This window comes from Kosakonia sp. 1610, assembly GCF_050435845.1.
GTDB classification, from domain to species: Bacteria; Pseudomonadota; Gammaproteobacteria; order Enterobacterales; family Enterobacteriaceae; genus Kosakonia; species Kosakonia cowanii.
In genome coordinates this window covers 307,839-331,408 of the sequence record NZ_JBNDKZ010000005.1, presented here as the reverse complement: position 1 = coordinate 331,408, position 23,570 = coordinate 307,839, and the positions used below count along the sequence as shown (strand labels likewise).

Genomic DNA, 23,570 nt, shown 5'->3' with positions numbered 1-23,570 from the left:
ATCAAACTCTTCAATTTAAAGTTTGATGCTCATCGAATTAAACCGTAATGAATTACGTGTTCACCCGTGAGACTTGGTATTCATTTAGTGTCCGAGGACATTAAGAATCCATGTCACCTGAGTGCCCACACAGATTGTCTGATAAATTGTTAAAGAGCAGTGCCGCTTCGCTTTTCGCAGCGGCGCGGGGTGTGCATATTACGCTTTCCCGCTGTGAAGTCAACTGATTATTTTCAGAATTCTTCACCTGACAGGCCGGTGTGTTTGCCGTTGTGCCGTGTCAGTGGAGGCGCATTATAGGGAGTTAATTCCTGCTGACAACCCCTAATTTCAAAAAACTTTTCAACCGTGTTTTTTTTCAACAAAGTGCGGTTAAAAGCGGCATAAATAGCGGGTATCGCTGTTTTTACCACCACTTATAGATATCGAATGGCATACTACCGAGTGAAATAAAGAAGAAGGAAGTGAGAAATGCCTCTAAACGCACAGCAACTTGCCGCGCAGAAAAACATCTCCTGGGTGATAGCCGAGAAACTGGCGCAGCAGATCCTGCGAGGAGAGTACGCGCCGGGAACCATTTTGCCCGGCGAGATGGAGCTCGGTGAGACGTTTGGCGTAAGCCGTACCGCAGTGAGAGAGGCAATAAAGACATTAACCGCGAAGGGCATGGTCTTACCCCGCCCGCGTATCGGCACGCGCGTGATGCCGAAGGGGAACTGGAACTTCCTTGATACCGAACTTCTCTCGTGGTGGATGAGCGAAGACAATTTCCAGGAAGTGATCCAACACTTTCTCGTTATGCGCGCCAGCCTCGAGCCGCAGGCGTGCCTTCTCGCTGCCACACTGGCAAGTGCCGGGCAAAAGGCGTATCTGAATACATTAATGGAAGAGATGGTGTGTCTGAAGAAGACGTTTAACCGGGAACGCTGGATAGAGGTGGACATGGCGTGGCATGAACATATCTACACCATGAGCGGTAATCCTTTCCTTATGTCTTTCGCCACACTTTTCCACTCGGTTTACCATACTTACTTCACCTCTATTACTGAAAACGAAGTGATTAAGCTGGATCTTCACCAGGCTATCGTCGACGCAATTCAGGAAAGCGACGGTGATAGTGCGTTTCAGGCGTGCCAGAGATTGTTGAATTCGCCTAATTAAAGGAATGAGTATGACAAAGAAGAAAGGGCGCAGTATGGCCGGGCTGCCGTGGATAGCCGCGATGGCCTTTTTTATGCAGGCGCTCGACGCCACCATCCTTAACACCGCCCTCCCCGCTATTGCACAAAGTCTTAACCGTTCGCCGCTGGCGATGCAGTCCGCGATCATCAGCTACACCCTGACCGTCGCGATGCTGATCCCGGTCAGCGGCTGGCTGGCCGACCGCTTCGGCACGCGGCGCATCTTTATGTTAGCCGTTAGCCTCTTCACCCTCGGCTCGCTGGCCTGCGCCCTCTCCAATTCCCTGGGCATGCTGGTTGTCTTCCGCGTGATTCAGGGAATTGGCGGGGCGATGATGATGCCGGTCGCGCGCCTTGCCCTGCTGCGCGCCTATCCGCGCAGTGAATTACTGCCGGTGCTCAACTTTGTCACCATGCCTGGGCTGGTCGGGCCGATTCTTGGCCCGGTAATGGGCGGCGTGCTGGTTACCTGGGCAAGCTGGCACTGGATCTTCCTGATTAATATTCCCATTGGTGTCGCCGGGTTGCTCTACGCGCGTAAATATATGCCGAACTTCACCACCCCGCGCCGCAGCTTTGATATGTGGGGCTTCCTGTTATTCGGCTTAAGCCTGGTGCTCTTCTCCAGCGGGATGGAGCTGTTCGGCGAGAAAGTGGTCGAAACCTGGCTTGCCCTGAGCATTATCTTCAGCGGCATCGCCCTGCTGCTGCTCTATATTCGCCATGCCCGCCGCCACCCGACGCCGCTCATCTCGCTCAACCTCTTTAAGACCCGCACCTTCTCCGTCGGTATCGCCGGGAATATCGCTTCGCGCCTCGGTACTGGCTGCGTTCCTTTCTTAATGCCGCTGATGTTGCAGGTTGGCTTTGGCTATCCGGCGCTAATTGCTGGCTGCATGATGGCACCGACCGCGCTGGGCTCCATTCTGGCGAAATCGACTGTCACGCAGATCCTGCGCTGGTTTGGCTATCGCAAAACACTGGTTGGCGTCACGCTCTTTATTGGCGTGATGATTGCGCAGTTCGCCCTGCAAACTCAGGCGATGGCGATCTGGATGCTGGTACTGCCGCTGTTCATATTAGGCATGGCGATGTCGACGCAGTTTACCGCCATGAACACCATATCTCTTGCCGACTTAACGGATGAAAACGCCAGTAGTGGCAATAGCGTGCTGGCGGTAACGCAGCAGCTGTCGATAAGCCTCGGTGTAGCCGTGAGCGCAGCGGTGCTGCGTTTTTATGAAGGGGTTGATGGTACCAACACCGTTGAGCAGTTCCACTACACCTTTATTACGATGGGCGCAGTAACGGTGGTCTCCGCTTTAACCTTTATGCTGCTGAAGGCGAAAGATGGCCGCAACCTGATCAAGGAGCGCCACAAAAAATCAGGCTGAGCCGCGCTCCATCAAGACCGGTGTCAGTTGCAGACGCTGTTGTTGCAGACTCGGGTCGGCAATACGGTGGATCAGCACATCAATCGCCAGCTCACCCAGTTCATCCTTTGGCTGATGGATGGTGGTGAGCGGAGGCGTCATATAGCGCGCCAGCTCGATATCGTCGTAACCGACAATCGCCATATCCTGCGGGATCGACAGCCCCGCTTGGTAGAGCGCCTGATAAGCGCCGACCGCCATCGCATCATTGCCGATAAACACCGCCTGCGGGCGCTCATCCATCGCCAGCAGACGCTGCATCGCCGTCAGGCCGCCGCCGAACTCAAAATCACTCTCGATCTCGTCGCCGTCGCGAATCGTTAGCCCGGCGCGCGCCATCGCCTCGCGGTATCCCTCCAGCCGCAGCCGGGAGGGCGTTTTATCCAGCGGGCCGGTAATACAGGCGATACGCGTCATCCCTTTATGAATGAGATACTCCGTCGCCATCATGCCGCCCAGCAGCGAGTTGTCCTGAATCAGATCGCTGTCGCCATCGAACGGTGCCCAGTCCATCATCACGGTGGGAATTGAGGGGTAACGGCTCATGATGACTTGCGAAGGCTGATGCGTTTCGGTGCAGAGCAGAAGCAGCCCGTCGACGCGCTTTTGCATCAGCGTTTCCAGATTGCGGTTCATCCGCTGCTCGTCGCCTTCGGTATTGCATAACACCAGGCTATAGCCACGCTCGAAGCAGCTGCGCTCTACCCCGCGCACCAGCTCAGAGTAAAAAGGGTTGGTACTGGCGGTGATCAGCATCCCAATCGTGCGCGTCTGTTTAAGCTTCAGGCTGCGCGCAACCGCGGAAGGCGCATAGTTCAGCGACGTAATCGCGGCGTCCACCTTTTCGCGAATCGCCTCACTGACAAAGCGATCGTTATTAATAACGTGGGAGACGGTAGAGGTAGAAACGCCCGCCAGGCGGGCAACATCCTTCATGGTGGCCACGCGTCACCCCTGCTGAGCAAGAAAATCATCAATCTCATTACGCCACGGAACCGAAGGCTGCGCCCCTTTGCGCGTCACGGCAATAGCCGCCGCAGCATGGGCGAAGCGGATCGCTTCATCCAGCGGCTTCTCTTCCAGCAGTGCAGTCATCAGCGCGCCGTTAAAGGTGTCGCCCGCGGCGATAGTATCAATGGCTTTCACCTTGAAACCCGGTACGCGCTTGCCTTCACCGTTTACGCTGGCCCACACGCCGCGGCTGCCGAGAGTAATGATGACCGTACGGATGCCTTTATCATGCAGCGCCCGTGCGGCACGCGCCGCATCTTCATCACTGGAAACCGCGATGCCGGTGAGTTTTTCCGCTTCGGTTTCATTGGGCGTAATGATATCCACCAGCGCCAGCAGCTCATCGGAGAGTTGCCGGGCCGGGGCAGGGTTTAGCGCGACCGTAGTCTGATTTTGCTGTGCAATACGGGCTGCCGCCAGCACACTCCCAACCGGTGATTCCAGCTGCATTAACAGCGCCGACGCATTTGCAATTAAGGTCTGCTGCTCTGCCACGAGTTCGGTGGAGAGCGCGGCATTGGCGCCGGCATGAATACCGATGACATTCTCCCCTTCGCCGTTAACGAAAATCAGCGCCACGCCGGTTGACTCACCCGCAACCACGCTGACGGGTGCCACATCAATGTTGTCGCTGGCGAGCTGCTTACGCACCCGCGCGCCGGTATCGTCATCGCCGGTGCAGGCGATAAAGGCGATATCCGCGCCGCTGCGTCCGGCCGCCACCGCCTGATTGGCCCCTTTGCCGCCGAACGCAACCTGATAGTGGTTGCCGGTTACGGTTTCGCCGGGTGTCGGGAAAGATTCAAGGTTAAGAATGTGATCGGCATTGATACTGCCAAGAACGACGAGTTTGCCTGCGGTTTTCATGATGAGCGTGTCCATAAAGTGCGCCACCGCGAACGGTGGCGCGTGCCATGCTTTTCTTTTATTACCTTGTCCCTCAGGCTGACAGAACGTACATCGAGCCTGAACGTTCTGTTACTGCTTGATGACCAGTTTCAGGTCAACCGGATTTTTAGCGTAAACTTTTTCGCCTTTCAACACTTTGTCTGCGGTATCAACGCCTTTCGCGCCAATCTGCTCCGGCAGCTGGGCAACGGTAGCAGCCAGTTTGCCATCGTTTACCGCTTTTTCGCCATCCGGCGTACCGTCAAAACCGACTACCATCACGTCGCTTTTGCCCGCAGTCTGCAGCGCGCGCAGCGCACCGAGCGCCATCTCATCGTTCTGGGCGAAGACAGCCTGCACGTCCGGATGCGCGGTCAGCAGGTTCTGCATCACGTTCAGGCCTTTGGTGCGGTCGAAGTCAGCCGGCTGGCTGGCAAGGACATTGAATTTGTGCGCAGCGACCGCCTGCTGGAAGCCTTCACCACGCTCACGCGCGGCGGACGTCCCGGCAATACCCTGCAACTCGATCACTTTCGCGCCTTCACCCGCTTTCTTGGCGATGTAATCACCGGCGATCTTACCGCCGAGCACGTTATCAGAGGCGATATGGCTTACCACTTCACCGCTGCTGGCGACGCGGTCGAGCGTGATCACCGGGATTTTGGCCTGGTTAGCCATCTTAATGGCGTTACCAACCGCATCGGAATCGGTCGGGTTGATCAGCAGCAGCTTGGTGCCGCGAACGGTTAAATCCTGGACGTTGGCCAGCTCTTTCGCCGGGTTGTTCTGCGAGTCCAGCACCACCAGGTCATAACCCAGTTTGTTGGCCTCTTTCTGCGCGCCATCCTTCAGCGAGACGAAGAACGGGTTATTCAGGGTCGAGATCACCAGTGCAATAGAGTCTTTCGCCATCGCGTTCGCACTTACCGTGGCGCTCAGGGCAACAGCAGAAACCAGAGTGGCCAGTTTTTTCATGTTCATGTTCATGAGTCCTGTTGTGTAGGGAATTACTGCTTTTTGTTGTCTACCAGCACCGCCAGCAGAATCACCACTGCTTTAACGATCATCTGGTAATAGGAAGAAACGCTCAACAAATTCAGGCCATTATTGAGGAAGCCAAGAATCAATGCGCCGATCAATGTCCCAACAATACGACCTTTCCCGCCGGCAAGGCTGGTACCGCCCAGCACCACCGCGGCAATTGCATCCAGTTCATAACCCGCGCCCGCAGTCGGCTGCGCTGAGGAGAGACGCGCAACTTCGATAATGCCCGCCAGCGAGGCCAGCAGGCCGCTCAGGGAGTAGACGATGATTTTGACTTTATCGACGCTGATACCGGAGAGACGGGTCGCCGCTTCGTTACCGCCCAGCGCATAGATGTAGCGCCCCAGACGGGTGTGATGTAACAGATACCAGGCGGCAATAAAGACCACGGCCATGATCCACACCGGCGTTGGCACGCCGAGCGGGCGACCGATACCGAACCAGCCAAAAATATCGGCGTTAGCGGTAAAGCCGGTGTTGGCGGGGCTGCCGTTGGTGTAAACCAGCGTCACGCCGCGCAGCAGCAGCATCATCACCAGCGTGGCAATAAATGCCTGCACGCGGCCTTTGGCGACGATGGTGCCGGTCACAGCACCTACCGCCGCGCCCAGCGCCAGCGCACCGGCGACCGCCACCAGCGCATTCACCTCCATACCCACCAGCGAAGCGGCGACCGCACCGGTGAGCGCCAGCAGAGAACCGACGGACAGATCGATCCCCGAGGTCAGGATCACCAGCGTCATGCCCACCGCCATAATGGCGTTCACAGAGGTCTGCTGGAGAATATTCAACAGGTTATTGACGGTAAAAAAGTTGGGACTCATGGTCGAAACGATGGCGATCAGCACCAGCAGGGCGATCAGCGATTTTTGTTCCATCAGCCACGCTTTGCTGAAATAGCGGCGACCAGAAACGGCCTGGGTAGTCATCTCTCTTACTCCTGATTCACACGATTAAGCTTGCCCACAGCGGCAGCCATCAACACTTCCTGAGTGGCCTGCTCGCGCGTGAATTCCCCGCCGAGATGCCCTTCATGCATCACCATGATCCGATCGCTCATACCCAACACCTCCGGCATTTCCGACGAAACAAGAATGATGCTCAGGCCATCGGCCTTGAACTGGTTAATAAGTTGGTAAATCTCTTTCTTCGCCCCGACGTCCACGCCGCGCGTGGGCTCATCAAGGATCAGCACTTTCGGGCGAGTCATCAGACCGCGCGCAATCGCCACTTTTTGTTGATTACCGCCGGAGAGCAGACCGATCGGCTGCTCCATCGACGGCGTTTTAACATTGAACAGACGAATAAAATCACTTACCGCCTGCTGCTCTTCCTGATGCTTCAGGTTGCCGCCCGTGCGGCTGAAGTAGCGCAGCGCGGTCAACGACATGTTCTCTTTTACCGACATGCCGAGCACCAGCCCGTCGCGTTTGCGGTCTTCGGAGATGTAGACAATGCCGTTCGCCAGACCATCCTGCGGCGTTTTAGCGATCACTTCATGACCGTCGAGGGTGACATATCCGCTGGTACGCGGCAGTGCGCCATACAGCACTTTCATCAGCTCCGTACGCCCGGCGCCCATCAGCCCGGCCACGCCGAGGATCTCGCCTTTGCGCAGCGTAAAGCTGACGTTATCAACCCCCGGCCCACAGAGATTATCGACCGTTAAACGCACCTCGCCCGGCGCTTTGTCCAGACGCGGGTATTGATCTTCCAGCTTGCGGCCAACCATCATCTCAATCAGCGTATCTTCCGTTAGCGTTGCCACTTCGCGCTCGGCAATAAACTGCCCGTCGCGAAACACGGTGACGTCATCGCAAATCTCAAAGATCTCTTTCATACGGTGGGAGATATAGACGATGCCGCGCCCCTGCGCTTTCAGTTCGCGGATCACGCGAAACAGCGACTCGGTTTCGGTATCGGTCAGCGCATCGGTCGGCTCATCCATAATGATGACCTGCGACTCATAGCTCATCACTTTGGCGATTTCGACCATCTGCTGATCGCCGATGGAGAGCTCGCCTACCGTGCGATCGCTTTTAAAGCGCAGATTGAGTTTGGCCAGCAGCGTATTGGCTTCGGCGAACATCTTTTTCCAGTCGATTTTGCCGAAGCGGTTAACAAACTCGCGGCCAAGAAAGATGTTCTCAGCAATGGTGAGCTGCGGAATCAGGTTCAGCTCCTGGTGAATAATGCCGATGCCCGCTTCCTGAGAGGATTTTGGCCCGCTGAAGGTGGTCTCTTTACCCAGCCAGAGCAGCGAACCGGCGTCACGGCTGTAGATGCCGGTCAGCACTTTCATCATTGTCGATTTTCCGGCGCCATTTTCGCCGACCAGCGCCATCACGCGGCCGGAATAGACGTTCAGCGCCGCGCCAGAGAGTGCTTTGACGCCGGGAAAGGATTTATCAATGCCTTTAAGTTGCAGTAATGCGTCCATGATCGCCTCAGAAGGTGACGCCGGCACAGAGAATGATATTCGCAAACGGGGAACACTCCCCGCTGCGAATAACCGCCTGACTACCTGCGGTCTCTTTTTTGAATTGTTCGTGCGTAACGTACCGCACTTCGATGGTATTCCCCTGGTGTTGCTGCAGCTGCTCAAGGTGAGTGAGCAACGTTTCGTGGAGCTGCGGATTCAACTGCTTGATCTCCGACGCGATGATTGCGGCCTCAACCTGCATTTCTGCGGTCACCACTTCCAGCACCTGCATAAAGGAAGGCACGCCCTGGGTTAACGCCATATCAATGCGTTGCGCACTGCGCGGCACCGGCAACCCGGCATCACACACCACCAGCGTATCGGTATGACCAAGACGAGAGATGACAGACGAAATATCAGCGTTCAGAACACAACCTTTTTTCATATTTTTGCTCCATGAGCGAAACGTTTCGCTGACGGCAGTGTAGTACGAAGAATGTTCTGAAAACTATCGCCTGATTGAAGAAGTGTGATCGAAATCGAAACGTTTCGCTCAACGGAGTGGCGAAAAAAGCAGCGCGACTCTCTTAAGGGAAATTTATAGCAAATGAGAGCAAAAACCCCTCTTAGGGAGGGGTTTGAAAGGTGTCAGATTTCAACCTGCGTACCGAGTTCGATAACCCGGTTAGGTGGGATCTCAAACTGGTCCGGCGCGCGCAGGGCGTTGCGCTGCAATACCAGGTAGAGCTTACCGCGCAGGCGCAGGTACCACGGACGTTTGCCGAGGATCAGCGACTCGTGGGACATAAAGAAGGAGGTCTCCATCATCCGGCAACTCAGCCCTTCCAGCCCGCAGCGGTGGAACACCTCTTCGACATTCGGCGTTTCGCGCCAGCCGTAGCTTGCCACTACGCGCCAGAAAGTGGGTGAAAGCTGCTCAATCTGCACACGGCGAACGTTATGCACATACGGCGCGTCTTCAGTACGCAGCGTCAGCAGGATCACACGTTCATGCAGCACCTTGTTGTGCTTCAGGTTATGCATCATCGCAAAAGGAATAACATTCAGCGCGCGGGACATATAGACCGCTGTTCCCGGCACGCGAACCGGCGGCGATTTCTCCAGCGAGGCGATCATCGCCTCCAGCGAGTTGCCGTGCTCATGCATCCGGCGCAGCAGGCGGAACCGCTCGCTCTTCCAGGTGGTCATCACCAGGAACATCACCAGACCCAGGCTCAATGGCAGCCAGCCGCCGGAGACAATCTTATCGAGGTTCGCCGAGAAGAGCGGCACATCGATGCAGAGGAAGAAGAGCAGCAGCATGCCGACCAGAATCTTATTCCAGTGCCAGTTTTTGCGCGCCACAGTGGTGAAGAGCATGGTGGTTAGCACCATGGTACCGGTCACCGCAATACCATACGCCGCCGCCAGGTTGCTGGAGTGTTCAAAGCTGACAATCACCAGCACCACCGCGAAGTAAAGCAGCCAGTTGATAAACGGAATATAGATCTGCCCGGACTCCATCTCCGAGGTGTGAATAATCCGCATCGGCGCCAGATAACCAAGGCGTACCGCCTGGCGCGTCAGGGAGAAGACACCGGAAATGACCGCCTGCGAAGCAATCACTGTCGCCAGCGTGGCGATAATCAGCATCGGGATCAGCGCCCACTCAGGGGCTAACAGGAAGAAGGGGTTTTTAATCGCTTCGGGGGTTTTCAGCAGCAGCGCGCCCTGGCCAAAGTAGTTCAGCACCAGCGATGGCAGCACCACGCTAAACCACGCCACGCGGATCGGCAGCTTACCGAAGTGGCCCATATCCGCGTAGAGCGCTTCCACGCCGGTAATAGAGAGCACTACCGCACCGAGAGCGACAAACGAAATGGCTTTGTACTGCAAGAAGAAGTTAACCGCCCACATCGGGTTAAGCGCCTGCAGCACTTCCGGGTTGGCAATAATGCTGCGTACGCCGAGCACCGCCAGAATCAAAAACCACGCCAGCATAATCGGCGCAAAGAGTTTACCCACCAGCCCGGTGCCATGTTTTTGAATCGCAAACAGCAGCGTCAGCACGACGATGGAAAGGGGCACAATCCACGTGTCGAGGGAGGGGGCGACAATCTCAAGGCCTTCGATGGCCGACATCACCGAGATGGCGGGCGTAATCACCACTTCGCCATAGAAGAAGCTGCCGCCGATCAGGCCCATAATCACCAGCACCGAGGTCATCCTGGCGGAAGTGTTACGCCCGGCCAGCGACATCAGCGTCAGGATCCCGCCTTCACCGGCGTTATCCGCCCGCATTACGAAGGTGAGGTACTTAATCGAGACGACAAAAACCAGTAGCCAGAAAATCAGCGACAGGAAGCCAAAGACGGCATCGCGCTCAACGCCGAAGCCGAACTGGCCAGATAAACATTCACGCAGTGTATAGAGTGGGCTGGTACCAATATCACCGTAGACAACCCCAATTGCCGCGAGAGTGACCGCGGGTAACGATTGTTTCTTATCAGTGCTCATAGACTAATCTTTTGATTGAATGCAATTATGTGTGCTTAGTCCCTTGGCCCACAAAAAGCGCACAGTATGCACGATTATCGACGGAATCGTACCCCTAAATGCAACCACATTAATCTGGCTCAATGAAAACAAAGCCGTTCTTCAGTCTATTACAGGCACTTTCAGGAACGTTTATAATCGCTCTGACAAGCCGGAAACCACGGCGAAAGGACGCAGATTCATTATGGCTCACTTACATCTATTAGCAGAAAGAATTTCCCGCCTCAGCAGCGCGCTGGAGAAAGGCCTTTTTGAGCGCAGCCATGCGATCAGGCTCTGTTTGCTCGCCGCCCTGAGCGGCGAAAGCGTATTCCTGCTGGGTCCACCGGGCATCGCCAAAAGCCTGATTGCCCGCCGCCTGAAATTCGCCTTCAAAGATGCCCGCGCTTTTGAATATTTAATGACCCGTTTCTCCACGCCGGAAGAGGTTTTCGGCCCACTTTCCATTCAGGCGCTGAAAGATGAAGGTCGCTATGAGCGTCTCACAAGCGGCTATTTACCGGAAGCGGAAATCGTCTTTCTGGATGAAATCTGGAAAGCAGGCCCGGCGATCCTTAACACCCTGCTGACCGCCATTAACGAACGCCGTTTTCGTAACGGCGCCAGCGAAGATCACATTCCGATGCGCTTGCTGGTGGCGGCCTCTAACGAACTACCGGAAGCGGACAGCAGCCTCGAAGCGCTCTATGACCGCATGCTGATTCGCCTCTGGCTCGACAAAGTGCAGGAGAAGAGCAACTTCCGCTCAATGCTTATCAGCCAGCAGAGTGAGAGTGAAAACCCGGTACCGACAGAGCTGCAAATCACCGATGAAGAGTACATTCGCTGGCAGCATGACATTTCGCAGGTGGCGCTGCCGGAACCGGTGTTTGAGCTGATTTACACCCTGCGCCAGCAGCTGGATACGCTGCCGAACGCGCCTTATGTTTCCGACCGACGCTGGAAAAAAGCGATTCGCCTGCTGCAGGCCAGCGCCCTGTTCAGCGGCCGCGACGCGGTGGCGCCCATCGACCTGATCCTGCTGAAAGATTGCCTGTGGCACGACGCGGAAAGCCTGCGCCTGCTGCAACAGCAGCTTGACGTTTTGATGACCGGACACGCCTGGCAGCAGCAGGCGATGGTGACGCAGCTGAGTGCGATAGCCCAGCGACACCTGCAACTTCAGCAACAGCAAAGCGATAAAACCGCCCTCAGAGTGGAACGTCAGGGCGGCATGTTCAGCCGTCGTCCCCATTACGAACTTCCTGCGGATCTGACCGAGCCGGTGCTGACGCTTCTGCTACAGCAACCGCTGAAACTGCACGATCTTAACGTTATCCACATTACCCTTGAGCGCAGCGCGCTGGAGCAGTGGCTGGCGAAAGGGGGAGAGATCCGCGGCAAGCTTAACGGGATTGGCTTTGCTCAGCCGCTTAATATGGAAGTGGATGCCAGCCAGCATCTGCTGGTGCGCGATGTCAGTTTGCAGAGTTCGCGCCTGGCGCTGCCGGGCACAGCGTCAGAGAACGTGCCGGATGAGATCAGGCAGCAGCTGGAGGCGCTGGACACCACCTGGCACCAGCAGCACACCCGCTTTAGCGAACAGCAGAAGTGCCTGTTTATCTCCAGCGACTGGTTGGGTCGCATTGAAGCCAGCCTGCAGGATGTCAGAGCGCAGATCCAACAGGCGCGTCAATGATCCCACTCGATACGCTCAATGTGATGCTGACCATCAGCGAAGAGGCGTTGATAGAGGATCTTATTATCCTCTTACTCGCCTCGCCGCAGCTGGCGATCTTTTTTGAAAAGTTTCCCAAGCTCAAGCATGCCATTACGGAAGATCTGCCGCGCTGGCGCGAAGCGCTAAAAAAGCACCTTAAAGAGGCGGAAGTACCCAAAACGCTGGCGGAAGAGGTGCTCGCCTTTCAGCAGAGCCAGCTGCTCTCCAGCTCGCAGTTTACCGTTCAGCTGCCGCAAACGCTGGCCCTGCTCGATAAGGTGCAATCCCCGTTCGCGGCGCAGGCTCGCCAGATGGTCAGCGATAACCCCGCTTTCACCCCGGCACTGCATACGCTCTTTCTTCAGCGCTGGCGTCTGAGCCTGGTGGTGCAAACTACCGCCTTTAACCAGCAACTGCTGGAGGAGGAGCGCGAACAACTGCTGAGTGAAGTGCAGGCGCGCATGACCCTCAGCGGCCAGCTTGAACCGGTGTTGATTGAAAATGAGAACGCGGCCGGCAGGTTATGGGATATGAGCGCCGGGCAGCTTAAACGCGGTGATTACCAGCTGATCGTCAAATATGGTGATTTCCTCAAAGAGCAGCCCGAACTCCAGCAACTGGCAGAGCAGCTGGGCCGTTCGCGGGAAGCGCGTTCGGTGCCGCGCAAAGATGCTCCGATGGAGACCTTCCGCAGCATGGTGCGCGAGCCGTCAACGGTGCCGGAGCAGGTCGATGGCCTGCATCAAAGCGACGATATCCTGCGCCTGCTGCCGCCTGAACTGGCGACCCTCGGCATCACCGAGCTGGAGTATGAGTTTTATCGGCGGCTGGTGGAGAAGCAGTTGCTGACCTACCGGCTTCACGGCGATGCCTGGCACGAAAAGATCACTGAGCGTCCGGTGATTCATCAGGATTTTGATGAGCAGCCGCGCGGGCCATTTATTGTCTGCGTCGACACCTCCGGTTCCATGGGCGGGTTCAACGAACAGTGCGCAAAAGCCTTCTGCCTGGCGTTGATGCGCGTGGCGCTGGCGGACAAACGGCGCTGCTTTATTATGCTCTTCTCCAGCGAAGTGGTGCGTTATGAACTGACCTGCGATAGCGGGCTGGAGCAGGCGATCCGCTTTCTGAGCCAGCGCTTTCGCGGCGGCACAGATCTGGCGAGCTGCTTTCGTGCGGTGATTGAGCGGATGCAGGGCGGTGAATGGTATGACGCCGACGCGGTGGTGATCTCTGATTTTATCGCCCAGCGACTGCCGGACGAGGTGATCGGTAAGGTAAAGGAGTTGCAACAGCTGCATCAGCACCGCTTTCACGCGGTGGCGATGTCAGCCCACGGTAAACCCGGCATCATGCGCATCTTTGACCATATCTGGCGCTTTGATACCGGGATGCGCAGCCGCTTGCTGCGCCGCTGGCGGCGTTAAAGCAGGCCGGCAACTTCGTCGCGCACGGCGGCGGGCCATACGCCGCACTGCACCTGGCCGATGTGCGAGAGTTGTAACAGCAGCATGGTGAGGCGCGACTGACCAATGCCGCCGCCGATGGTTTGCGGCATCTCACCACGCAGCAGCGCCTGGTGCCAGTCGAGTTGCAGCCTCTCTTCATCGCCGGTCAGTTTCAGCTGGCGCTTCAGCGCTTCGGCGTCAACGCGGATTCCCATCGATGAAAGCTCCAGTGCATCCTCCAGCACCGGGTTCCACACCAGGATATCGCCGTTGAGGCCGCTGAAACCGGCTTCGGCTGGCGTGCTCCAGTCATCATAATCCGGCGCGCGAACATCGTGACGCTTGCCATCGCTAAGCTTGCCGCCAATCCCCATCAAAAAGACGGCGCCCAGCTCTTTAGCGATCGCTTTTTCGCGCCCTTTCGCATCTAAGTGCGGGAAGCGGCTGAGCAGCGTTTCGCTGTGCACGAAGTGGATCTGCTCTGGCAGGAACGGTGCCAGACCAAACGCTTCGCTAACTGCTGCTTCAGTCGCTTTGATCCCGGACCAGATCGCTTCAACGGTCGATTTCAGGGTCGCCAGCTGGCGCTGACCGTCACCCAATACGCGCTCCCAGTCCCACTGATCCACATACACGGAGTGAATGGGAGAGAGGCGATCTTCATCGGGGCGCAGGGCTTTCATATGGGTGTAAAGCCCCTCACCCGCGCTGAAATCGTGTTGCCCCAGCGTCTGACGTTTCCACTTTGCCAGCGAGTGCACCACCTCAAAGCGGGCATCCGGCAGCGTCTTCACATTGACCTGTACCGCTTTCTCGCAACCCGACAGGTTATCCTGTGTGCCATCCCCTACCCGGCTGAGGATCGGTGCCTGCACTTCAATCAGGCCCAGTTTCTCTTCCAGCTGGCGAGAGAAGAAGGATTTCACGAAGGCAATCTGGCGTTGTTTTGCGATGTAGGCGGTTTTCATTTTTTTAACTCCTGTCTGCGTAGGCTTGCAATTAAGCAACAGAAACAGGCGTCAGTTCAATAATCCACAATTAAAAAGGCCAACAGGCTTTTGAATCGATAAAATAGCCGGTTAAAATAGAATGAATCATTAATCTACATAAGAAAAACGTATGGAAAATTATCAGATCGACAATCTGGATCGCGGCATCCTCGAAGCGTTAATGGCCAATGCCCGTACGGCGTATGCTGAACTGGCGAAGCAGTTCGGCGTAAGCCCAGGCACCATTCATGTGCGGGTAGAGAAGATGAAGCAGGCGGGCATTATCACCGGCGCGCGCATCGACGTCAGCCCGAAGCAACTCGGTTACGATGTCTGCTGCTTTATCGGCATCATTTTGAAGAGCGCCAAAGATTACCCCTCAGCGCTGGCCAAACTGGAGAGTCTGGAAGAGGTGACGGAAGCCTACTACACCACCGGGCACTACAGCATCTTTATTAAAGTGATGTGCCGCTCGATCGACGCACTGCAACAGGTACTTATCAACAAGATCCAGACCATTGATGAAATCCAGTCCACCGAGACATTGATCTCGTTGCAAAACCCCATCATGCGCACGATCCGCCCGTAACCGGGCGTTTTCATCCACGATCAATACCCGCATTGTCCACAGGTAGATCCCAGCTCATTCACAGCGTACAATACGCCCCACTTTGTCGTCGCAGGGCGACTAAAACGGAGCGGATTCATGGCAGACATTACTCTTATTAGCGGCAGCACCCTTGGCGGTGCGGAATACGTGGCAGAACATCTGGCTGAAAAGCTGGAGGAAGCGGGGTTCAATACCTTTACGTTCCATGGGCCGTTATTAGAGGATTTGCCGCAGCAGGGGCTCTGGCTGGTGGTCACTTCCACCCACGGCGCGGGCGATATCCCGGACAACCTGCTGCCAATGTATGAAGAGCTTGATGAACTGAACCCGGATCTGTCGCAGATTCGCTTTGGCGCGATCGGTATCGGCAGCCATGAATATGACACCTTCTGCCAGGCGATCGAAAAAATGGAAGCCGGGCTGAAGAAAAAGGGTGCCAAACAGATCGGTGAAACGCTGAAGATCAACATCCTCGATCACGATATTCCGGAGGATCCGGCCGAAGAGTGGCTGGGATCCTGGATTAAATTGCTCAATATTGTGTAAAGATCGTGCGATCAGCAGTGGATAACTAGGCTTAAAAGCGCTTATTAACCGGTAGTTATCCAATGAATAACTCTGCTCACCGATCCGCCCTGTGCATAACTAGCCCTTTTGATCCCAGCTTATACGTTGCAGGATCACCGATCATTCACAGTTAATGATCCTTCCTAATGAACTGATCTTAAAGCGATGATCCGGCTTATCCACAAGACATCGCGATCCTAATAAGAGATCACAATAGAACAGATCTCTCTATATAAAGATCTTCTTTTTAATAGCCGGGATCCGGAGTCTTTCTCACTGGACTAAAGTTGAGTAGAATCCACGGCCCGGCCACAAATTCACTTTCTAACCGCTCAGGCGAGGCATACCACCATGTTTTATCCGGATCCTTTTGACGTCATCATCATTGGCGGGGGTCATGCAGGCACTGAGGCCGCAATGGCCGCAGCGCGTATGGGTCAGCAGACTCTGCTTTTGACACACAATATCGACACCCTGGGACAGATGAGCTGCAACCCGGCGATCGGCGGTATTGGGAAAGGACACCTGGTTAAAGAAGTGGATGCTCTGGGCGGGCTGATGGCGAAAGCGATCGATCATGCCGGGATCCAGTTTAGGATACTAAACGCAAGCAAAGGCCCTGCCGTTCGGGCGACTCGTGCTCAGGCGGATCGCGTGCTCTATCGCCAGGCGGTACGCACTGCGCTGGAGAACCAGCCGAACCTGATGATCTTCCAGCAGGCGGTTGAGGATCTGATCGTCGAAAACGATCACGTGGTTGGTGCCGTTACCCAGATGGGGCTGAAGTTCCGCGCGAAAGCGGTGGTACTGACCGTCGGCACCTTCCTGGATGGCAAGATCCATATCGGGCTGGATAACTACAGCGGTGGCCGTGCAGGCGATCCGCCGTCGATCCCGCTCTCCCGCCGTCTGCGTGAACTGCCGCTGCGCGTCAGCCGTCTGAAAACCGGTACGCCGCCGCGAATTGATGCGCGCACCATCGATTTCAGCGTGCTGGCACAGCAGCACGGCGACGATCCGATGCCGGTCTTCTCGTTTATGGGCAATGCCGCTCAGCATCCGCGTCAGGTGCCGTGCTATATCACGCACACCAACGAAAAGACCCATGAGGTGATCCGCAATAACCTCGATCGCAGCCCGATGTATGCCGGCGTGATCGAAGGGATCGGCCCGCGCTACTGCCCGTCGATCGAAGATAAAGTGATGCGCTTTGCCGATCGCAACCAGCATCAGATCTTCCTTGAGCCGGAAGGGCTTACCTCCAACGAAATTTACCCGAACGGCATCTCTACCAGCCTGCCGTTCGATGTGCAGATGCAAATCGTCCGCTCAATGCAGGGGATGGAAAACGCGAAGATTGTTCGTCCGGGCTACGCCATTGAGTATGACTTCTTCGACCCGCGCGATCTGAAACCGACGCTCGAGAGCAAATATATCAACGGCCTCTTCTTCGCTGGCCAGATCAACGGCACCACCGGTTACGAAGAAGCTGCCGCGCAGGGGCTGCTGGCAGGTCTGAACGCCGGGCGCTACTCGGCGGATAAAGAGGGCTGGGCACCGCGTCGCGATCAGGCTTACCTGGGCGTACTGGTGGACGATCTCTGCACGTTGGGCACCAAAGAGCCCTACCGCATGTTTACCTCCCGCGCGGAGTATCGCCTGATGCTGCGCGAAGATAACGCCGATCTGCGTCTGACCGAAGCGGGTCGCGAGCTGGGTCTGGTGGATGATGAGCGCTGGGCGCGCTTCAACGAGAAACTGGAAAGCATTGAGCGCGAACGCCAGCGCCTGAAATCCCAGTGGGTGTCACCGGCTTCTGAACATGCGCCGATCGTTAACGCACAGCTGACCGCGCCGTTGTCGCGCGAAGCCAGCGGCGAAGATCTGCTGCGTCGCCCGGAGATGACCTACGAGCAGCTGGTACAGCTGACGCCGTTCGCACCGGGCTTAGAAGATAAGCAGGCTGCGGAACAGGTTGAAATCCAGGTGAAGTACGAAGGCTACATCGCCCGTCAGCAGGATGAGATCGAAAAGCAGCAGCGCAATGAGAATACGATCCTGCCGGCGACCCTTGATTACCGCCAGGTAAACGGCCTGTCGAACGAGGTGATCGCGAAGCTTAACGATCACAAACCCTCTTCCATCGGCCAGGCCTCGCGGATCTCAGGTATTACGCCAGCGGCAATCTCCATTCTGCTGGTGTGGCTGAAGAAGCAAGGGATGCTGCGCCGCAGCGCATAACCGTATCACTCAGGCCCGCACGCCGGGCCTGATAACGCTAAAAGGCGGATAAGCATCGCGCTATTCGCCATGTCGTCTCTCAACAGGTATTCGTTGTGCTCAATAAACTCTCTCGTCTGCTGGCCGAAGCCGGCATTTCGCTGTCCGATCAGCAACAACAGCAGCTGGTGGCGTACGTTGAAATGCTGCACAAGTGGAACAAAGCCTACAACCTCACCTCGGTTCGCGACCCGAACGAGATGCTGGTGCGCCATATCCTCGACAGCATCGTCGTCGCGCCGCATCTGCAGGGAACGCGTTTTATCGATGTCGGCACCGGCCCCGGCCTGCCGGGAATTCCGCTCTCCATCGTGCGTCCAGAATCCCACTTCACCCTGCTCGATAGCCTCGGCAAGCGCGTTCGCTTCCTGCGCCAGGTGCAGCATGAACTGAAGCTGACCAATATCGAGCCGGTGCAGAGCCGCGTCGAGGATTTCCCCGCTGAGCCGCCTTTTGACGGTGTAATCAGCCGCGCTTTTGCTTCACTGAACGATATGGTGAGCTGGTGCCATCACCTTCCGGGCGATGCGGGTCGCTTTTATGCCCTGAAAGGGCAACTGCCGGAAGATGAGATTGCGCTGTTACCTGCGGGCTTAGCCGTGGAGTCGATTGTTGAATTAAAAGTTCCGCACCTCGAAGGCGAGCGCCATCTGGTGATCGTTAAAGCAAACAAAGTTTAATTTTTATCAAAAAATGTTGCATTGATGCTGTTGCATGAATGTTAAAAAAGGCGGCGAAAAAGAGTGATACTTCCGGTTACATTTAACTTAAATTTAACCAGGATTTATCTGACATTTAACGTCGCTTTTTTTCATTCAGCATCAGAATAATCAACAATGAAAATATCAGTCCGCTAAAAATCGGCCTGCAAAACTAGAGCGACTTGTAAAATAATTATTAAAAATGTCAAACAAAGGTTTTTGTTGTAGAGGCGAGTGTTTTAAAAAGAGTTGTGATAAATCGTCTTTATTTTCATAAAGATGAAAAGCATTAAAATCTGCGGGCTTTTAAATCGATGGCGGCATATATGTTTAATTTGTGACCTGGTGCACGCTTTATCGCCGGGTTTTTCGCGTTATTTGCACTTTTGCTCGAAGGTTCATCGTTTGTGCAAAAGTTTAAAAATAGACCTCGGGAAAAATATTTAAACATTTATTCACCTTTTCGCTACTTATTGTTTGAAATCACGAGGCCGCACCGTATAATTTGACCGCTTTTTGATGCTTGACTCCGGGCCGTAAAGAACGTTTTATACGACACGCGACATACCTCAAAGGGAGCAGGAGTTAAGAAAGAATATGTCTGTGTCGCTCTTTAGCCGAAACGTTGCTCGAAGGCTTCTGCTTATTCAGTTTCTGGCAGTAATGGCAAGTGGATTGCTGTTTAGCCTCAAAGACCCCTTCTGGGGCATTTCCGCCGTGAGCGGAGGTATGGCAGTCTTATTGCCGAATATGTTGTTTATGATTTTTGCCTGGCGTCATCAGGCGAATACACCTTCTAAAGGCCGTGTGGCCTGGACCTTCGCCCTCGGTGAGGCGCTCAAGGTGTTACTGACATTCGTGTTACTGGTGGTGGCGCTGGCAGTTTTGAAGGCGGTTTTTTTGCCGCTGATAGTCACGTGGGTTTCGGTGCTAGTGGTTCAGATACTGGCACCTGCTGTAATTAACAACAAAGGGTAAGAGGCATCATGTCTGCAGGAGAAAATTCAACACCGCAGGAGTACATCAGTCACCATCTGAATAACCTTCAGATTGACTTGCGTACCTTCTCGCTGGTGGATCCGCATAACCCCCCGGCCACGTTCTGGACGCTCAATATCGACTCCATGTTTTTCTCGGTGGTCCTGGGTCTGTTGTTCCTGGTGATGTTCCGTAGCGTAGCGAAGAAAGCGACCAGCGGCGTACCGGGGAAATTCCAGACGGCGATCGAGCTGGTGATTGGTTTTGTTAATGGTAGCGTCAAAGACATGTACCACGGCAAAAGCAAGCTTATCGCGCCACTGGCCCTGACGATTTTCGTCTGGGTATTCCTGATGAACCTGATGGATTTGCTGCCTATCGACCTGCTGCCGTATATCGGTGAGCATGTGTTCGGTCTGCCTGCGCTGCGTGTGGTGCCGTCTGCTGACGTTAACATCACGCTCTCGATGGCACTGGGCGTGTTTATCCTGATTCTGTTCTACAGCATCAAAATGAAGGGTATTGGCGGTTTCGCTAAAGAGCTGACTCTCCAGCCGTTCAACCATCCGGTATTTATTCCGGTAAACCTTATCCTTGAGGGCGTGAGCCTGCTGTCCAAACCGGTCTCTCTCGGTCTGCGACTGTTCGGTAACATGTACGCGGGTGAGTTGATTTTCATTCTGATCGCGGGTCTTCTGCCGTGGTGGTCACAGTGGATTCTGAATGTGCCATGGGCCATTTTCCACATCCTGATCATTACGCTGCAAGCCTTTATCTTCATGGTTCTGACGATCGTCTATCTGTCGATGGCGTCTGAAGAGCACTGATTTTTAACAACACTACTACGTTTTAACTGAAACAAACTGGAGACTGTCATGGAAAACCTGAATATGGATCTGCTGTACTTGGCTGCCGCTGTGATGATGGGTCTGGCGGCGATCGGTGCTGCGATCGGTATCGGCATCCTCGGGGGTAAATTCCTGGAAGGCGCTGCGCGTCAGCCGGATCTGATTCCTCTGCTGCGTACTCAGTTCTTTATCGTTATGGGTCTGGTGGATGCAATCCCGATGATCGCTGTGGGTCTGGGTCTGTACGTGATGTTTGCTGTCGCGTAGTAAGGGTTGCTTTTCAAGCAATTGTTTAGAACGTTAACCAGATAAGAGGCATTGTGCTGTGAATCTAAACGCAACAATCCTCGGCCAGGCCATCGCGTTTGTCCTGTTCGTTCTGTTCTGCATGAAGTATGTATGGCCGCCGTTGATTGCTGCCATCGAAAAACGTCAGAAAGAGATTGCTGACGGTCTCGCTTCCGCAGAACGGGCCAAAAAGGACCTGGATCTTGCACAGGCCAATGCGACCGACCAGCTGAAAAAAGCGAAAGCTGAAGCTCAGGTTATCATTGAACAGGCGAACAAACGCCGTGCTCAGATCCTGGACGAAGCGAAAGCTGAAGCCGAGCAGGAACGTAACAAAATCGTGGCGCAGGCGCAGGCGGAAATTGACGCCGAACGTAAACGCGCTCGCGAAGAGCTGCGTAAACAAGTGGCTCTGCTGGCTGTTGCTGGCGCCGAGAAGATCATCGAGCGTTCCGTGGATGAAGCTGCTAACAGCGACATCGTGAATAAACTGGTCGCTGAACTGTAAGGAGGAGGGGCTGATGTCTGAATTTGTAACGGTAGCTCGCCCCTACGCCAAAGCAGCTTTTGACTTTGCCGTCGAAACCCAAAGCGTTGACCGCTGGCAGGATATGCTGGCGTTCGCCGCCGAGGTGACGAAAAACGAACAAATGGCCGAGCTGCTCTCCGGTGCGATTGCACCGGAAACGCTCGCCGACTCGTTTATCGCCGTATGTGGTGAGCAACTGGACGAAAAAGGCCAAAACCTGATTCGTGTGATGGCCGAAAATGGTCGTCTTAAGGTGCTCCCTGATGTTCTTGAGCAGTTCATTCAATTGCGCGCGGCCAGCGAGGCTATCGCCGAAGTCGAAGTGACTTCCGCCTCCGCACTGAGTGAAGAACAGCTTGCGAAAATCAGCACAGCGATGGAAAAACGTCTGTCACGTAAAGTGAAGCTGAATTGCAATATCGATAAGTCTGTAATGGCAGGCGTAATCATCCGAGCGGGTGATATGGTCATTGATGGCAGCGTACGCGGCCGTCTTGAGCGCCTTGCAGACGTCTTGCAGTCTTAAGGGGACTGGAGCATGCAACTGAATTCCACCGAAATCAGCGAACTGATCAAGCAGCGCATTGCTCAGTTCAGTGTTGTGAGTGAAGCTCACAACGAAGGTACTATTGTTTCTGTAAGCGACGGTGTTATCCGCATCCACGGCCTGGCCGACTGTATGCAGGGCGAGATGATTTCTCTGCCGGGTAACCGTTACGCTATCGCACTGAACCTGGAGCGCGACTCCGTAGGTGCAGTTGTGATGGGTCCGTACGCTGACCTCGCCGAAGGCATGAAGGTCAAATGTACTGGCCGTATTCTTGAAGTTCCGGTTGGCCGTGGCCTGCTGGGTCGTGTGGTGAACACCCTGGGTGCGCCAATCGACGGTAAAGGTCCGGTTGATAACGATGGCTTCTCGCCAATCGAAGTTATCGCACCAGGCGTTATCGATCGTCAGTCCGTCGACCAGCCGGTTCAGACCGGTTACAAATCCGTCGACGCCATGATCCCAATCGGTCGTGGTCAGCGTGAGCTGATCATCGGCGACCGTCAGACCGGTAAAACGGCGATGGCTATCGATGCCATCATCAACCAGCGCGACTCCGGCATCAAATGTGTGTACGTGGCCATCGGCCAGAAAGCGTCCACCATTGCTAACGTGGTTCGTAAACTGGAAGAGCACGGCGCACTGTCCAACACCATCGTTGTTGTGGCAACTGCCTCTGAATCCGCTGCACTGCAATACCTGGCACCGTATGCCGGTTGCGCAATGGGCGAATACTTCCGTGACCGCGGTGAAGATGCGCTGATCGTATACGATGACCTGTCTAAACAGGCCGTTGCTTACCGTCAGGTTTCCCTGCTGCTCCGTCGTCCGCCAGGACGTGAAGCGTTCCCGGGCGACGTATTTTACCTCCACTCCCGTCTGCTGGAGCGCGCATCCCGCGTAAACGCGGAATACGTAGAGAACTTCACCAAAGGTGAAGTGAAAGGTAAAACCGGCTCCCTGACTGCCCTGCCGATTATCGAAACGCAGGCAGGTGACGTTTCCGCGTTTGTTCCGACCAACGTAATCTCCATTACCGATGGTCAGATCTTCCTGGAAACCAACCTGTTTAACTCCGGTATTCGTCCGGCGGTTAACCCGGGTATCTCCGTATCCCGTGTGGGTGGCGCAGCGCAGACCAAGATCATCAAGAAACTGTCCGGTGGTATCCGTACCGCGCTGGCACAGTATCGTGAGCTGGCGGCGTTCTCTCAGTTCGCATCCGATCTGGACGAAGCAACCCGTAAACAGCTGAGCCACGGTCAGAAAGTGACCGAGCTGCTGAAACAGAAACAGTATGCCCCTATGTCTGTTGCACAACAGGGCCTGGTGCTGTTCGCGGCTGAACGCGGTTACCTCGAAGATGTGGAACTGGCGAAAATCGGTAGCTTCGAAGCCGCTCTGCTGGCGTACGTTGACCGTGAACACGCTCCGCTGATGCAAGAGATCAACCAGTCCGGTGGCTATAACGACGAAATCGAAGGCAAGCTGAAAGGCATCCTCGATTCCTTCAAAGCAACCCAGTCCTGGTAACGTCTGGCGGCCTGTCTT

General features: G+C 55.2%; 22 protein-coding genes. 14 read left to right on the top strand and 8 right to left on the bottom strand.

Translation table 11 applies throughout. From position 1 onward, the window contains the following. Positions 1–471: 471 nt before the first annotated feature. Positions 472–1,161, top strand: coding sequence for a FadR/GntR family transcriptional regulator (locus ABIC80_RS16340; protein WP_094422622.1), 690 nt, complete (start codon positions 472–474; stop codon positions 1,159–1,161). Between the two features lie 10 nt (positions 1,162–1,171). Next, complete coding sequence (gene mdtD / locus ABIC80_RS16335) at positions 1,172–2,575, top strand: multidrug transporter subunit MdtD (protein WP_042711905.1); 1,404 nt, start codon at positions 1,172–1,174, stop codon at positions 2,573–2,575. Here mdtD and rbsR read toward each other — a convergent pair. The 7 genes from rbsR to kup form a co-directional block, all read right to left on the bottom strand. Next, positions 2,567–3,559, bottom strand: coding sequence for a ribose operon transcriptional repressor RbsR (gene rbsR / locus ABIC80_RS16330; RefSeq protein WP_094192957.1), 993 nt, complete (start codon positions 3,557–3,559; stop codon positions 2,567–2,569). The two genes, mdtD and rbsR, sit on opposite strands and share 9 nt — an antisense overlap. Positions 3,560–3,562: 3 nt before the next feature. Further along, a complete protein-coding gene (rbsK, locus tag ABIC80_RS16325; protein WP_429177829.1) occupies positions 3,563–4,492 on the bottom strand; it encodes a ribokinase in 930 nt (309 codons plus the stop codon). 111 nt (positions 4,493–4,603) lie between these two features. Further along, on the bottom strand, positions 4,604–5,494 hold the full coding sequence (rbsB, locus tag ABIC80_RS16320) for a ribose ABC transporter substrate-binding protein RbsB (RefSeq protein WP_200135068.1): 891 nt from the start codon (positions 5,492–5,494) through the stop codon (positions 4,604–4,606). 26 nt (positions 5,495–5,520) lie between these two features. Then, a complete protein-coding gene (gene rbsC / locus ABIC80_RS16315; RefSeq protein WP_042711909.1) occupies positions 5,521–6,486 on the bottom strand; it encodes a ribose ABC transporter permease in 966 nt (321 codons plus the stop codon). A 5-nt stretch (positions 6,487–6,491) separates the two neighbouring features. After that, positions 6,492–7,997: a ribose ABC transporter ATP-binding protein RbsA gene (gene rbsA, locus ABIC80_RS16310; protein WP_429177814.1), complete on the bottom strand. Its 1,506-nt coding sequence runs from the start codon at positions 7,995–7,997 to the stop codon at positions 6,492–6,494. A 7-nt stretch (positions 7,998–8,004) separates the two neighbouring features. Next, the gene (gene rbsD / locus ABIC80_RS16305) at positions 8,005–8,424 is read right to left on the bottom strand and encodes a D-ribose pyranase (RefSeq protein ID WP_042711919.1); all 420 of its coding nucleotides are present in this window, start codon (positions 8,422–8,424) and stop codon (positions 8,005–8,007) included. 203 nt (positions 8,425–8,627) lie between these two features. Then, complete coding sequence (gene kup, locus ABIC80_RS16300; protein ID WP_076769276.1) at positions 8,628–10,496, bottom strand: low affinity potassium transporter Kup; 1,869 nt, start codon at positions 10,494–10,496, stop codon at positions 8,628–8,630. A 223-nt stretch (positions 10,497–10,719) separates the two neighbouring features. Here kup and ravA point away from each other — a divergent pair, with 223 nt between their 5' ends. Continuing rightward, the gene (gene ravA, locus ABIC80_RS16295) at positions 10,720–12,213 is read left to right on the top strand and encodes an ATPase RavA (protein WP_429177812.1); all 1,494 of its coding nucleotides are present in this window, start codon (positions 10,720–10,722) and stop codon (positions 12,211–12,213) included. Then, positions 12,210–13,661 carry an ATPase RavA stimulator ViaA gene (gene viaA, locus ABIC80_RS16290; RefSeq protein ID WP_429177810.1) on the top strand — a complete coding sequence of 484 codons (1,452 nt, stop codon included), beginning with the start codon at positions 12,210–12,212 and terminating at the stop codon, positions 13,659–13,661. Before ravA ends, viaA begins: the two co-directional genes overlap by 4 nt. On the opposite strand, the gene asnA is transcribed toward viaA, so the two are convergent. Beyond that, a complete protein-coding gene (gene asnA / locus ABIC80_RS16285; protein WP_054803522.1) occupies positions 13,658–14,650 on the bottom strand; it encodes an aspartate--ammonia ligase in 993 nt (330 codons plus the stop codon). The two genes, viaA and asnA, sit on opposite strands and share 4 nt — an antisense overlap. 151 nt (positions 14,651–14,801) lie before the next feature. Here asnA and asnC point away from each other — a divergent pair, with 151 nt between their 5' ends. From asnC to atpA, 10 genes are all read left to right on the top strand, one after another. After that, positions 14,802–15,260, top strand: a complete 459-nt coding sequence (asnC, locus tag ABIC80_RS16280) for a transcriptional regulator AsnC (RefSeq protein WP_039054911.1) — start codon at positions 14,802–14,804, stop codon at positions 15,258–15,260. Positions 15,261–15,377: 117 nt separating this feature from the next. Continuing rightward, positions 15,378–15,827, top strand: coding sequence for an FMN-binding protein MioC (gene mioC / locus ABIC80_RS16275; protein WP_429177808.1), 450 nt, complete (start codon positions 15,378–15,380; stop codon positions 15,825–15,827). 372 nt (positions 15,828–16,199) lie between these two features. Beyond that, positions 16,200–18,089 (top strand): tRNA uridine-5-carboxymethylaminomethyl(34) synthesis enzyme MnmG, encoded by a 1,890-nt coding sequence (gene mnmG / locus ABIC80_RS16270; RefSeq protein WP_076769279.1) that lies wholly within the window; start codon positions 16,200–16,202, stop codon positions 18,087–18,089. 95 nt (positions 18,090–18,184) lie between these two features. Further along, positions 18,185–18,808, top strand: coding sequence for a 16S rRNA (guanine(527)-N(7))-methyltransferase RsmG (gene rsmG, locus ABIC80_RS16265; RefSeq protein ID WP_042717098.1), 624 nt, complete (start codon positions 18,185–18,187; stop codon positions 18,806–18,808). Positions 18,809–19,426: 618 nt separating this feature from the next. Further along, positions 19,427–19,807 (top strand): F0F1 ATP synthase subunit I, encoded by a 381-nt coding sequence (gene atpI / locus ABIC80_RS16260; RefSeq protein WP_054803523.1) that lies wholly within the window; start codon positions 19,427–19,429, stop codon positions 19,805–19,807. 8 nt (positions 19,808–19,815) lie between these two features. Further along, a complete protein-coding gene (atpB, locus tag ABIC80_RS16255) occupies positions 19,816–20,634 on the top strand; it encodes a F0F1 ATP synthase subunit A (protein ID WP_242388953.1) in 819 nt (272 codons plus the stop codon). 48 nt (positions 20,635–20,682) lie between these two features. Continuing rightward, positions 20,683–20,922, top strand: coding sequence for a F0F1 ATP synthase subunit C (gene atpE / locus ABIC80_RS16250; protein ID WP_007369368.1), 240 nt, complete (start codon positions 20,683–20,685; stop codon positions 20,920–20,922). A gap of 58 nt (positions 20,923–20,980) precedes the next feature. Beyond that, entirely contained in the window at positions 20,981–21,451 is a 471-nt protein-coding gene (gene atpF, locus ABIC80_RS16245; protein WP_042714832.1) for a F0F1 ATP synthase subunit B, read from the top strand. Positions 21,452–21,464: 13 nt separating this feature from the next. Beyond that, positions 21,465–21,998 (top strand): F0F1 ATP synthase subunit delta, encoded by a 534-nt coding sequence (gene atpH, locus ABIC80_RS16240; RefSeq protein ID WP_042714834.1) that lies wholly within the window; start codon positions 21,465–21,467, stop codon positions 21,996–21,998. A gap of 12 nt (positions 21,999–22,010) precedes the next feature. Beyond that, complete coding sequence (gene atpA, locus ABIC80_RS16235; protein WP_042714836.1) at positions 22,011–23,552, top strand: F0F1 ATP synthase subunit alpha; 1,542 nt, start codon at positions 22,011–22,013, stop codon at positions 23,550–23,552. Positions 23,553–23,570: the final 18 nt, after the last annotated feature.